Origin of the sequence: Fibrobacter sp. UBA7003 (assembly GCA_002449765.1) — a bacterium.
Taxonomy (GTDB): Bacteria; Fibrobacterota; Fibrobacteria; order Fibrobacterales; family Fibrobacteraceae; genus Fibrobacter.
This window is the reverse complement of the sequence record DJXN01000002.1, coordinates 297,108-310,406: the sequence shown is the minus strand read 5'-3', so window position 1 is coordinate 310,406 and position 13,299 is coordinate 297,108. Positions and strand designations below refer to the sequence as shown.

Genomic DNA, 13,299 nt, shown 5'->3' with positions numbered 1-13,299 from the left:
CCTTGAAGGTCTGGCTTTTCGATTACGACCTTACTTTGTATGGCGACGAAGAGCGCTATGTCATCAATTCGCTCGACCACCGCATTTCGCTCTTTGTGCAGAAGACTGTCGGCGGCGATTTTGAATCGGCGCACAGGATTCGGACGGATTACCTGGAAAGGTTTGGCACGACGCTTGCTGGCCTCATGGCGATGAACGGTACCGACCCGGACGAATTCTTCGACTTCATTCACGAACTGGAATATCTGACGTACCCGAAGCGTGCTCCCGAGAAACTCGCGCTGTTGCTGGGCCTGCAGGGTCCCCGCTATGTGTTTACCAACGGGCGGCACGACTGGAGCGAGGCGGGCATGGCGCACATGGGAATTGCGCCTGCGATAGATGGAGTGTTCGACCTGAAGATGATGGACTGGGAAGGCAAGCCGCACGAGAGCGCCTACGTGAAGATGGAACGCTGGCTTGCGCGTGTTTTGCCGGAGAGATGTGGCTCGATGCCCGGATGGGAATGCTCGATGCCCGCGGACAAGCGCGATATTGTGCTCTTGGAAGATTCCCTGCGGAACCTGGAACCCGCGCATAGGCGGGGCTGGACCACCGTGCTTGTGAACCCGAACGTGGAAGCGCCGGCTTGGGTGGATTTCCATATACCGCATCTGATGGATTTGCGCGACTTGGATGTTTCTGTTTAACTTTTTGTATTTTATACCCGTATGAAACGAACTGTTTATTCTGCACTTTTTGTAACGCTCACTCTCCTTTTTGCTTCCCTGGCGTGGTCTTTCCCTGCTCCGCAGGCGCGCAACGGCTTCAGCAACATGAACGTGACGACGGAGTATTCCGAACTTTTGAAAGAGAAGAATGCCCGTAACGACTCGCTGTTGCCCGCGCTCGATGGCGACAAGGCCTTTGCCGAGGTGCTCCGCCTGAACCCGAACTTCTGGAGCCTCGGGAGTGCTATGGACAAGGAAGGCTCGCTTGTGACGAAACTCAATGCGCAGATCGTGTTCATCGACGGTATCCGCGAGGATCCGTTTTGTGAACTGGTGAAGGGCTCCAAGAGCGACGCCTCCACATGGAACGTGCGTATAGGCGTGGACTTCGTTTCGGGCGGTTCGAATACGGTGCATATCCACGTGCAGCAGTGCCTCGACTACGTGCGTGACCAGCTGGGGTACGCCATCAAGCAGGGCGACAAGATTGTGGTTATCCCGCCGAAGAAGGTGCTGGACAAGCTCCGCGAGAGCGAGATTCCCGATGCCATCGACCTCGACATGCAGCAGACGCTTTTGAAGGCGCACGAAGAAGTAGAACTTGACGGCAAGTGCCCGAAGAACATCGAGGCCTATATCATATTGATGAACGTGTACAACCAGGTCAAGGACAAGAAGATGGATTACGTTGTCATCAATGACCAGTTGAACAAGAACCGCAACGGGGCGGGCCGCGTGCAGAGCTGCGCCTTTAGCCGCGAGTGGAACAAGCGCTACCAGGAAAGTGCAAGTTTCGAGTGCGATATCGACAACGACCGTTGCCTCTACCGCCAGGAGAAGGACGGCAACTCCGAATGGAGCATCAACTACGAGAAGGACCGTTTCGAGTACATCAACAAGAAGTTCCTGTTCTTCAACCGCAATCCAAAGAGCATCCACAAGGGCGGTTCCATGCTCGACCTGCGCCTTATTCGCCTTTCGACCAAACTCTACCTGGAAGCCTACATCGACCTGAAGGGCGAGCCCGTGACGCTCGGTCTCATCATCGTCCCCGGCGACAAGACCATCGAGGATTACGACGATGGGGAAGACGAAGAAGACGGCGTGATGATGGAATAGCGGAAATTTGCCTGTAAAATGGCGTATTTCTTGTAAAAAAGTCCGTTAATTGGTCCGTTCGTTGTTTTTTATAGTATATTTAGAACAGAATAGTTTACAAGGAGAATCAATGAAAAAGTTTGTCAAGGCGTCTCTTGTTGCTGGCATGCTTGCCGCTCCGATTATGGCCGACGAACAGTTCGGCGGTATCGGCGTTACGATTTACCAGGTGCCCGCTGGCGTGTACGTAGCCGAGGTTATTCCCGGTGGCCCCGCTGCCGACACAAAAATCAAGAAGGGCGACGTGATTGTCGCTGTTGACGGTGTAAGCCTCAAGGGCCAGAACATCGAGTTTTCCAAGGATCAGATTCGTGGCCAGGTGGATAAGCCGGTCGAACTCACCTACGTGAGCGACGGCGATACGCTTTCCGCTGTCGTGCGTCGTACTTCCATGCTCGTGAAGGACTTCAATGCCGACGACGTTACGGCCTGGTATGGTGACAAGGACGAATTCAACGCCCAGGAACTTGAAACGTTTGCTAGCGGTAGCGAAACGGACAAGCAGCTGCTCGCCGTATTGAGCCGCGGAACGATCGTCGCGGGCGATGCCGAGAAGGTTTCTGCAAGGAACCTGAACGGCGTGTTCGTGAAGAAGGCCGAAAAGGTTGAACCCAAGACCAACCCGAACAAGGGTGTGAAGTCCAACGGGGCCGTGCTGAAGAGCTTTAGCCGTAATGCGATTTCCTTCACGCTCAAGACCGCAGGAACGGCTGTTGTCAAGGTTTCTGGTCCGAACGGCGAAGAAGTGGCTTCGGTGCGCGTGGATAACGCTCCGGCCGGCTTCAACAGCGTTGCCTGGAATTCCGAGAACGTCCCGAGCGGCCGCTACATGGTAAGCATCGAGCAGTCCTTCGGTGTTGCCGGCAAGTTCGCCGTCCTGAAGTAAGTACAAATTAACTTTTGTCTGGAAAGTCTCGCGCTCGCGGGACTTTTTTTGTTGCGGTTCCCAAACAGTAATCTCTAATTCCTATATTTGCCGCAACGTGATTTTGTCTAGAACCCATAGTCTTCTATGGGCCGTTTTGCTGTTTGCAATCGGTGCCCTGGATACTCCCGCCGTGTTTGGCGCGGAGATGACGCGTTTTGAACTTGAGGAGCGCGAGCAGCCGGTCGAGGACACTACCGAGGTGGACTGGATGAACGACACCACGGGGACGGATACCATCGAATACCGCGCCGTGGACCTCATCTACGACGTGGAAAAGGAAACGTTTAATCTGAACAATTCGGCGCAGCTCAAGTACCGTACGGCGACGCTCGATGCGGATACCATCTGGTTCGACCAGAAGAACAGCGTGCTTGTGGCAGGCGGCCAACCGATACTCCGCGAAACGAAGAACCCGTCGCTGTCGGGGATGCGTCTCAAATACAACATGAACAGCCGCATTGGCGAAATCTACTATGCGACGACCTTCCAGGATAACCAGCAGCTCAACGGCATGGAGGTGCGCAGGCTTCCTGACCAGCGAATCCAGATTGCCCGCGGCGACTTTAGCACCTGTAACGATTCGACGCACCAGCACTTTTACTTTTACGGTCGCCGCATGGTGGTGAAACCGAAGGAAACCATCACGGCGCGTCCAGTGGTCTTGAACATTGCCGATGTGCCGGTCGCTGTGCTCCCGATGATTGTTGCACCTTTGAAGAGCGGCCGCAAGTCGGGGCTCCTCACGCCCAAGTTCGGTGGCGACCAGGTGCAGGGCTACTACATGCGCAACATCGGTTTCTACTATGCTCCGAACGACTACTGGGATGCGACCATCAGCGGCGACATCATCGAAGGCGAGGAGGCTAGGTTCGAGAAGTCTTCGCTCAAGGGAGAAGTCCGATACAAGAAGCGCGATTTGCTCGATGGAAACCTTTCCTATACGGCATACCTGGACGAATTCGATTTTGGCAAAAGTGACTACGATATCCGGTATTCCCATAACCAGAACCTGACTCCGGATGCGAAGCACAAGCTGACGGGTACGGGCTCTTTCGTAAGTAACACGAAGGTCCGAAGGGAAAACGCCCTCGACGCGGAAACGATTCTTGACCAGCAGGCAAACGCCTGGCTTACCTATTCGGGCAAGTTCGGGACGAACAAGAGCCTTACCGTGAAGGCGGGGCAGAACCATAACTTGCAGACGGGCTATATGGAGCGCCAGCTTCCCGATGTGCAGTTCAACATGAGCGGTCCGCTGTTCTCTTTTGAAACCGATGAGGATGAGACGGCCGTCGAAGATAATTCTTTCCGTTCTTACCTTCAGAAGTTGAACTACAACTTTACGAACCGGTTCAACTACAAGATGGTGACCGCTCTCGACAGCGTCAATGACATGGACACGACTGCCAAGTATGTCGGCTATTCGGGAACGTACTCCCTCGATTATTCGGGGTCGCTTTTCAATGTCATCAACTTGACTCCGAGGGCGACCTGGAGCGGCTACTGGACGGGTCAGTCGTGGATAAACCCGGACGATTCGAGCAAGTACTGGAAACGCCGCACGAGCCTCGATCCCGAACACGATACCTTCGGCGAGTTCGCCTATAATCACAACTACAGCCTTACCGCCGATACGAAACTTTACGGCATCTGGGTCCCCGAAATTGGCCGATTTACGGGACTTCGCCACATTCTTTCTCCGAGCATTTCTTACACCTACGCGCCTGAAATCGATACGGTCAAGTATTTTGCGCCGCATCCGGATTTGGGGCAGTCGCCTTATCAGAAGGAGCAGCAGACGATTGGGTTCTCGCTTGGAAACGACCTTGATCTCAAGTACCTGAAGGTGGTGGGGCACAAGGCGGATACTACGAAGGGAGATACGGCAAAGGCTGTCGAAGACCAGTATGGCAACCGCAGGCTTCTTACGACGCGCCACAGCGTTTCGTACAACTTTGCGGCAGACTCGCTCAATTTTTCCGATATCAATTCATCCTTCGGATTCCAGATTTTGCCGGATTACCTGTTCACCATCACGACGCGCCACAGCTTCTATCACAAGTATTCCATGGAACCGACGAAGGTGCAGGTGCCGGAGCTCACCTACTGGGGCTACGAGCTGAGCCGCAGCTTCAACTGGAGCGGAACGCTCAATGCGGGGCTCCCGTCCCAGATGGGCAAGTACGAGATGCGCAAGTGGTCGCTGGGCCTCACGTATCGCTATTCGTTCTCCAGTACGCGCGTGGGCAAGGACCTCTTTCAAGACAACGTAAACCACTCGACATCGATTACCGCATCGTTCCAGCCGACGATAAATTGGGAAGTCTCCTACAGCACGCAATACGATTACAACGAGGGCAAGTTCGTGACGCACCGCTTCACGTTCAACAGGGCCCTCCATTGCTGGCAGCTGGATTTCACATGGACTCCGACGGGGCCTGCTGCGGGCTGGAGTTTCGCCATCTACGTGAGAGACCTGCCCGATATCAAACTCAATGCGGGAAGCACGGAATCGAGCAAGTAGGGGTTCACGACAAGGATATGGAAATGGAAAAGACAAGAATTGTTCTCGCAAGCGGTTCTCCCAGGCGGCGCGAAATCCTGACCCAGATAGGGGTGGATTTCCGGGTGGTCGTCTCCAACGAGGAAGAAAAGCCGACATCGAGCAACCCGCTGGATTTCCCGCGCGAAAATGCGGCGGCGAAGGCGCTTTCGGTCTCTAAAAAGGAGCCCGGGGAATACGTGCTCGGTTTCGACACCCTCGTTTTTCTGGACGGACGCCCCCTCGGGAAGCCGAAAAGCCCCGAAAACGCACTCGAAATGCTACAGGAACTGAACGGAAAATCTCACAAAGTTATTACGGGAGTTGCAATCGCAAAAGATTCGCAAGTCCTTGATACTCAACAAGAAGAAACAGAGGTCGTTTTCAGGAACTGCTCCTTACAGGAGCTAAAAGATTATGTAAATTCTAAAGACCCGATGGACAAGGCGGGGGCCTATGGTATCCAAACGCGTGGCGCCCGGCTTATCAGATCGATTTCTGGATGTTATTACAACGTGGTGGGCTTGCCTGTCGCCCTCACACTGGAAATGCTTACAAGGCAGAAGGTAAACGTATGAGTATGAGCCCTATAGAAGACAAACGCCCTGATGAACGCCTGGGATCCTACCTTGCGCGTGCGCGTGAAGCGAAGGGCCTTTCCGTAGAGGAACTCGCCACTGTGACGAAGCTCACAGTGAAGAACATTACCCTCATCGAAAGCGGCGACTGGAAGGCATTCCCGGTCGAGGCCTACCTGAGGGGCTACCTGCATTCGATTTGCGTAAAGCTGAATCTGGATTCCAAGAGGGTCCTGGATTACTACTCCGGCGAAACTGGCGCCAAGTTTTCGAGTCTCCTTTCTCCGTCCCCGGCTAAGCCCGCGAAACCCGCAGCCCCGGTCGACGAAGAGCACAAGCCTCACAGCAAGGCCGTTCCGGTGGTGGTGGTCCTGCTCGGACTGGCATTTGTGGTCGGCACTCATTTCATGAAGAAGATGGACGAAGGGACGACTCCTCCCGAGATGAACGAATCCGCTGCGGAAATGGTGGTGGAACCTCCTGCACCGTCGGAAATGCCCTCGGAAATGCCTGAAGGCGCCGAGGCTATCGCCCCGGATTCTTCCTCGGTGGATTCTGCGGCCGTCGATTCCTCCAGCCTGAAGGTGACGCAGGAAGTCGTGGACGAGGCTGTCAAGAAATCGGACCTTCCCGCATCTGCGACAATCTTTATCTCTTCGACGTCTGGCAAGGATGCTCCCGCCGAGAAGACGAACAAGACTCGCATCGAGCTTGTCGCTTCGGGCGAAATGCGTTCTTGGATTGGCCTCAAGCGTCACGAGGAAGACAACGCTTTCCTGAAAGAAGCGAACCTTGCGGAAAAGGGAACGCGACTGATTTACGAATCGGAAGACACGCTGTTTGTTGTCGTGGGCGAACCCCGTGCTATTTCGAAGATGCTTTTGAACGGGAAGGAATCTCCGCTTCCCGAAATGAAGTTTGGCCGCGTGGCGCGCTTCCGCGTGTTCGGCGGCGAAATTGTTAAGACGAAGGGAGGCCGCTAATGCGTACTGCGAACATCAAGAGAAAGACCGGCGAAACCGATATCGAACTCTCGCTGAACCTGGACGAGGCTTCCCGCGGGGTCGTCAATTCCGGCAACGCGTTTCTCGACCACATGCTCGACCTGTTCCAGGTGCATGGCGGCTTTACGCTCAACCTCACCTGCAAGGGCGATACCGCTGTCGATATGCATCACAGCATGGAAGACATCGCGATTGTGCTCGGTCAGGCGATTGTGGAATGCCTTGGAGACAAGAAGGGAATCGAACGCTACGGCTTTTACTTTGTTCCGATGGACGAGGCCCTGAGCCGCGTGTGCATTGATTTCAGCAACCGCATCGGATTCGTGTGGAACGTGAAACTTCCGGCCGCGGTGGCGGGCGGAATCGATGCCTCGATGTTCGAGCACTTCTTCAAGAGCCTGTGCGAGAATGCCCGCATGAACCTGCACGTGGAGCTCTTCTACGGAAACGACAACCACCACTGCCTCGAAAGCATCTTCAAGGCTTTCGCGCGTGCAGTTGCGATGGCCGTTGCCCCGAGCCGTAACGTGAAGGGAATCCCCAGCAGCAAGGGCGTGCTGTAGAATTTGAAATTGTCGGGAGGGTCTTAGGGAGGGGGTAACCCTCCCTAGTCTTATATCCTAGGGACCTTGACTTTATCCCCGGCGTTCAGCTTTTCGAGGTTGAGGCCGGGGTTTATTGTTTGCAGCGCGGACTGCACAAAAAAGCGGGGGAGCGTGAGCGAACCTGCACCGTAGGTCCGCTTGAGGAATGTGGTCAAATCCTCGTCGTTTGCGACTACAATCTTGTAGAGCTTCGCGTTGTTGGGGTCGGACTGTAGCGCGTTCATCGCCTTCACGAACCTATCGCCGAAAGCCTCCGCCTTTTTGCCGGAAATATCTTCGCTTCGGCCCTGCGGGGCTGCCCTGCCCGATTCGTGCGCCTGCTTTTCGGCGGCGATTCTCTTGAGCATTTCTGCGGTGCCGGGCTGCTTTGGCCCGTCTTTTTTTCCGGTTACGGAACTCGGCAGTTTAAATACGGGCGCGCTCTTGGAATTGAGCGAGAGGTTCACGTCCTTTTTCTCGTTTGTGGACTTCTTGACGGGTTCAAGTGCGAGGATGGAGTCTAGCGAGTTTACGTAGATGCTGTCGGGCCACTCGATGAGGGGCATCTTTTGGTCTATCTTGATGACGGTGGCCTTGGGGGGCTCGCTTTTGCATGCGGAGAGGGAGAGGGCGATAATGGAGGCAGGAATCGCTAAAAGCAGTCTGTAGCGGGTGTTCATGTCCACAAAGATACTATTTCCCTTGCCAAAAGGCCGAAAATCTTCTAAATTTAGGCTCTCAAAATCAACTACTTCAATAGGAAGTTTAAAATGAAAGAAGGTATCCACCCTAACTATCAACCGGTCGTGTTCGTCGATGCGAATACGGGTAAAGAATACATCACCCGCTCCACGAAGTCTTCCGCCGAAAAGAAGACTATCGATGGTGTTGAATATAGCGTAATTTCTCTGGAAATTACGGCTGATACCCATCCGTTCTGGACGGGCAAGCAGCATCGCGTGGATACGGCTGGCCGTATCGACCGCTTCAACAAGCGTTTCGCTGGCAACATCACGGGCGCAAAGCGCAAGACCCGCAAGGCTGTGCCCGCCAAGGCCGAAGAAGAAGCTTAATTTTAGGCGATTCTCGATGCCCTCCACGCTGCGGGGGGCATTTTTTTTTAAATTCAAATCGGTTTTTAACACAAGGAAAAAAAGATGAAGAAACAACTTATCTCTGCATGTGCCTTCGCTCTCGTTGCCATGGCAATGACTGGTTGCGAAAAGACCGGCACAATCGAAGGTGTCGTTCTCGATCCGTTCACCGAACAGCCTGTCCCGATGCCGACGGTGTGGATGGACTCCACCATCTACACGACGACCAAGGAAAAGTACCCGTTCAAGGAAGACCTCCAGAAGGGTGAATTCAAGTTCCAGAAGGTTCCTGTTGGCAGCTACCGCATTCTCGCCGGCCGTTCCAAGTACATCAAGAGCCGTAACCCGGTTGAAACATCCGAAGCCAATCCCAACCTGCAGCTCAAGCTCTACATCTACAGCGACCAGGTGAACCCGGGCCTCTACAAGACGGGTGAAAAGGCTCCGACCAAGATCAACAACGAATGGGTGCTCTTCTCTACCCAGTGCACCGAATCCATCGCCGGCTACCGCCTCGAAATGCCGCAGGCTACCGATGGCGCCAAGATGCCACCTGCCCCGAAGAAGGAAGACAAGAAGGGTAAGAAGGGCAAGAAGGCCAAGAAGGCTGCCGCTCCCGCTGCAGCTGCGGCTTCCAAGATGCTCGCTCTTCCGGCTCCGCTCGTTGTCGGAAACCAGATCAACGTCCTCTTCGTGAACGCGAACTCCGTTTCTTCTCCGCTCGTCGCGAAGACCTTCGCTGCGGTTGAAGAAAATGTCTCTGCCCACAAGGACTGCAAGGGCTTCGACGCAAACGACAAGAAGGGCATCTTCGTAGACAAGAGCAAGTCCACGGACCTCCAGGTGACCTACGTTGCCGAAAACCTCTTCCGCATCACGGGCACGCTCCCGCAGGGCAAGCAGATCATCCAGCTTTCCCAGGACGGCAAGACGGTCCAGACCTACTACTTCGAGGTGAAGTAATCGGTTAACGTTTTTACAAAGCCTTAAACGTTAAAAGACGGCGCCTGCAAAGGTGCCGTCTTTTTTTGTGCGCGAATTGTCTTCGCCACTCTAAGTTGGAATAAATTCACTTGATATATGTTTTTGTAAAAACAGGAACGAGAATTTTGTTGTGGGATGCCTGTGGAAAGCCTTATTTTTCGGGCTTCTCGCGATGGGAGCTGAGTTTACATTTCTTATGTTGAAAATTTGTTTACCCGTTCGGGAACATCCGTTCCGTTTTTTCTTTATAGTTTAAAATCAGAGAAGAACAGTTTGTCTTGAATCTGAGTGAAGGAACGGATTCGGGAATGGTGTTTTGGATAAAGTAATTCCTTCGGTGTATGTAGTCTAAACATCCTGACATTGTTAGTTTATGCGAAAGGCTTGGCGGACAAGCCCTTTCCCCGGTATTGCTTTTTGCAAAGAAAAAAGCCTTGACCACAAGGCGATAGCCCACTTTTTACCCCCATAAACATCAACCATCAATTCCCTCGAAAGAGGGGGAGGATAAAATCATGAAACCGATCAAAAAACCACCAAAAGAAAAAGAAACTGATGAACTCGTGGTAGCGCTCATGCCCGATTCCGACGAGAAACTGAGGAACATTACAGGAGTTTCTCTGCTCGTCGCTCTCGCGCTGAGTTTCTGGGCCACGACATATGAGGTTGTTATCAACGATATGATGTTCGAGAAAACCTCCAGTTTGGAAATCGAAACAAAAATCGAAATCGCAGATAAGAAAGAAGAGAAAAAGCAGGAAAAGAAACAGGAGAAGAAGCCAGACAGGATGACAAAACGCGATACAAAATCCACGGGCGGGGGCAAGCCCAAGGGTGCCGGGAAACCGAACGTTCCCGAATCCAGGGGTGTGCTCAGGGAACTTGCTTCGATGACGAAGACCGCCACGGCATCGGCGTATACCCTGATGAACGACCAGAAGTTCGCGAAGGATATCGACAAGATTATCCGGAATGCGAACGTGTTGCGCAATTCGGGCAAGACGCAGATAGGCGAGAGGCGCGGCAAGGTGGACGGCGGCTTCAACGAAGGTGTCGCTTCGGGCAATGGCGGCGGGATTGATGGCGATCTCAGGAACCTCTTCGGGGCACCTGGGGGCGGCTTCAATAACAAGGCGATGAAGGGCAACATGAAGACGCCTTCCGTGCGCGATATCGACATGGGTTCCGGCGGCGGGTCGCGTTCCGCAGCCGACATCATGAAGGTAGTGCGCCAGAGGACTCCGGGGCTTCGCCACATATACAATAAGCACCTGAAGAAGGTTCCGGGCTTGGAAGGCAAGGTGACGCTCAAGTTCACGATTGCCCCGGGCGGCGAGGTTATCGCCATCTCGATTGCCTCTTCCACCACGGGTCACGGCGAATTCGACAACGACATCAAGAATGCAGTCGGTCGCTGGACTTTCAACAAGGTCAAGTCGGGAAACACCACCGTGACGATCCCCTTCACGTTCACCGAATAAGACTCTAAAATCCTGTAAATGATACCATTCCGGTGGTCACACGGCTGCCGGAATTCCTTTTTTTGCCTTGTGGAATAGGCCTCCGCATTTGTGGATGCCGAAAAAATATATAGATTATCTGAAAAATTTTCTGGTAGAGGTTAGGTTATGCTAAAAGCGAAACATGGACTTTCTTTTGTTGTTGCTGCAGTTTCCGTTCTGCTGCTTGTTGCCTGCAGCGATGGCGTCACACCGCTGTCGAGCGATAGCGAGACAAGTGTGTCCACCGGAACTATGACAGATTCCCGCGACGGCCAGACTTACAAGACGGTTACCATCGGCACTCAGACTTGGATGGCCCAGAACCTCAACTACGCCTATACTGATGTTCCTTATAAACGTCTAGACTATACCTCTGATTCCACCAGTTGGTGCTACAAAGACAGTGCAAGCTACTGCACCAAGTACGGTCGCCTTTACACGTGGGCTGCAGCGATGGATAGCGTGGGCACATGGAGCACAAACGGCAAGGGTTGCGGTTATGGCACAACCTGTTCTCCGACTTATCCTGTGCGAGGAATATGCCCTGAGGGCTGGCATCTGCCAACAAAAGCGGAATTCAAAACTTTGTTCACTGCAGTCGGCGGTCATTCAACCGCAGGCAAGATGCTCAAGTCCGCGACTGGCTGGACGGCGTATAGCGGCATCACCAACGAGGATGCCTTCGCCTTCTCCGCTCTCCCTGCCGGCAACAGGAGCTACAACGGGTATTATTACTACGAGGGCAGCAACGCGGCCTTCTGGAGTTCTACAGAGAGCAATAGCCTCAACACGTACAGCATGTACTTGGACTACAGCAGCGACGATGTGGACCTGGACGACGACATCAAGAACTACGGGTTTTCTGTTCGTTGCCTCAAGGACTAGTAGTGAGGCGAGTGAAGCGGCCCCTTTTCAATTTTTTTTGAGCGGGTCCCTGTTCTTGCGTTTGTTTCTCCTTTTTGCTATATTCTCACGCGGAACAAAATGGAGAAATTGAAATGACCGATCCGCGTATTACGAAACTTGCAGAAAATCTGATTAACAACGCGCTTGCCCTGAAGGCGGGCGAGAACATCCTTATCGAAACGACCGACACGCCCGACGAAGTTTCTACCGAGCTCATCAAGGCTGTCGAGAAGGTGGGGGGCAACGCCTTCGTGCGCAACTCCAAGAGCCGCGTGCGCCGCCAGATGCTCCTTTCTGCAAGCGAAGCCCAGATGAAGGTCGAGGCCGAACTTGCCCTTGCCGAAATGAAGAAGATGCAGGCCTACATCGCCATCCGCGGGGCCGACAACTTCATGGAAAACTGCGACGTGAGCGACGAGAAAATGCTCATGTACCGCAAGATGACTAAGGAAACGCTCGACTACCGCGTGAACAAGACGCGTTGGTGCGTACTCCGCTGGCCGAACGCCTCCATGGCGCAGGGCGCGAAGATGAGTACCGAGGCGTTCGAGGACTTCTACTTCCAGGCGTGCCTCGCGGACTACCCGCGCATGGGCCGCGCCGCGCAGAATCTCGTGAACCTCATGAACAAGACGGACAAGGTGCGCCTCGTGGCAAACGGCACCGATATCACGTTCAGCATCAGGGATATCCCTGCGATTCCGTGCTGCGGCAACATGAACATCCCGGACGGCGAAGTTTATACCGCGCCCGTGCGCAACAGCATCAACGGCGTGATTCACTACAATACGCCCACGCTCTACGAGGGCAAGCAGTTCAGCAACATCCGCCTGGAATTCAAGGACGGGAAGATTGTGGACGCCACCTGCGAAACGGGCGATAATGCGCAGCTCAACGCCATTCTCGATACCGACGAGGGTGCACGCTATGTGGGCGAGTTCGCCATCGGTTTCAACCCGTTCGTGAACGCGCCGATGTGCGACATCCTCTTCGACGAGAAGATTGCTGGCAGCATCCACTTTACGCCGGGCATGTGCTACGAGGAAGCTCCGAACGGCAACAATTCCGCCATCCACTGGGACCTGGTGCTCATCATGCGCCCGGAATACGGTGGCGGTGAAATCTGGTTCGACGACAAGCTCATCCGCAAGGACGGCCTGTTCGTGATTGACGAACTCAAGTGCCTGAACCCGGACCAACTGGGAAAGTGACGCTTGGCGTCATCCTATGAAAAAAGCCGTCCTTTTGCGGGACGGTTTTTTGATGCTTGTAATAGAAGATCCCCGTTATGGTTGGTGCGCTTCGACAA

General features: G+C 53.8%; 13 protein-coding genes. 12 read left to right on the top strand and 1 reads right to left on the bottom strand.

The features are described from left to right. Positions 1-2 precede the first annotated feature (2 nt). From B2952_RS01815 to hisB, 7 genes are all read left to right on the top strand, one after another. Positions 3-689 carry a pyrimidine 5'-nucleotidase gene (locus tag B2952_RS01815; protein ID WP_290735562.1) on the top strand — a complete coding sequence of 229 codons (687 nt, stop codon included), beginning with the start codon at positions 3-5 and terminating at the stop codon, positions 687-689. A 21-nt stretch (positions 690-710) separates the two neighbouring features. Beyond that, a complete protein-coding gene (locus tag B2952_RS01810; protein ID WP_290735565.1) occupies positions 711-1,829 on the top strand; it encodes a hypothetical protein in 1,119 nt (372 codons plus the stop codon). Between the two features lie 109 nt (positions 1,830-1,938). Continuing rightward, positions 1,939-2,754: a S41 family peptidase gene (locus tag B2952_RS01805; protein ID WP_290735568.1), complete on the top strand. Its 816-nt coding sequence runs from the start codon at positions 1,939-1,941 to the stop codon at positions 2,752-2,754. Positions 2,755-2,890: 136 nt separating this feature from the next. Beyond that, positions 2,891-5,320, top strand: coding sequence for a putative LPS assembly protein LptD (locus B2952_RS01800; RefSeq protein WP_290735571.1), 2,430 nt, complete (start codon positions 2,891-2,893; stop codon positions 5,318-5,320). A gap of 23 nt (positions 5,321-5,343) precedes the next feature. Next, a complete protein-coding gene (locus B2952_RS01795; protein WP_290729252.1) occupies positions 5,344-5,916 on the top strand; it encodes a Maf family protein in 573 nt (190 codons plus the stop codon). Then, entirely contained in the window at positions 5,913-6,899 is a 987-nt protein-coding gene (locus tag B2952_RS01790; RefSeq protein ID WP_290726868.1) for a helix-turn-helix domain-containing protein, read from the top strand. The genes B2952_RS01795 and B2952_RS01790 overlap by 4 nt, the downstream gene beginning before the upstream one ends. Beyond that, positions 6,899-7,483: an imidazoleglycerol-phosphate dehydratase HisB gene (gene hisB / locus B2952_RS01785; protein ID WP_290729259.1), complete on the top strand. Its 585-nt coding sequence runs from the start codon at positions 6,899-6,901 to the stop codon at positions 7,481-7,483. The genes B2952_RS01790 and hisB overlap by 1 nt, the downstream gene beginning before the upstream one ends. Before the next feature lie 50 nt (positions 7,484-7,533). Here hisB and B2952_RS01780 read toward each other — a convergent pair whose 3' ends face one another. Continuing rightward, positions 7,534-8,184: a hypothetical protein gene (locus B2952_RS01780; RefSeq protein ID WP_290735574.1), complete on the bottom strand. Its 651-nt coding sequence runs from the start codon at positions 8,182-8,184 to the stop codon at positions 7,534-7,536. Positions 8,185-8,274: 90 nt separating this feature from the next. Between B2952_RS01780 and B2952_RS01775 the strand changes: the two genes are divergently transcribed. The 5 genes from B2952_RS01775 to B2952_RS01755 all read left to right on the top strand — a co-directional run bounded on the left by B2952_RS01775 (position 8,275) and on the right by B2952_RS01755 (position 13,201). Beyond that, entirely contained in the window at positions 8,275-8,577 is a 303-nt protein-coding gene (locus B2952_RS01775) for a type B 50S ribosomal protein L31 (protein WP_290726862.1), read from the top strand. A gap of 84 nt (positions 8,578-8,661) precedes the next feature. Continuing rightward, positions 8,662-9,561, top strand: coding sequence for a hypothetical protein (locus tag B2952_RS01770; protein ID WP_290735576.1), 900 nt, complete (start codon positions 8,662-8,664; stop codon positions 9,559-9,561). A 536-nt stretch (positions 9,562-10,097) separates the two neighbouring features. Continuing rightward, entirely contained in the window at positions 10,098-11,063 is a 966-nt protein-coding gene (locus B2952_RS01765; RefSeq protein ID WP_290735579.1) for an AgmX/PglI C-terminal domain-containing protein, read from the top strand. Positions 11,064-11,210: 147 nt separating this feature from the next. Continuing rightward, positions 11,211-11,969, top strand: coding sequence for a fibrobacter succinogenes major paralogous domain-containing protein (locus B2952_RS01760; RefSeq protein WP_290735582.1), 759 nt, complete (start codon positions 11,211-11,213; stop codon positions 11,967-11,969). A gap of 113 nt (positions 11,970-12,082) precedes the next feature. Beyond that, entirely contained in the window at positions 12,083-13,201 is a 1,119-nt protein-coding gene (locus B2952_RS01755; RefSeq protein WP_290729271.1) for an aminopeptidase, read from the top strand. Positions 13,202-13,299 lie beyond the last annotated feature (98 nt).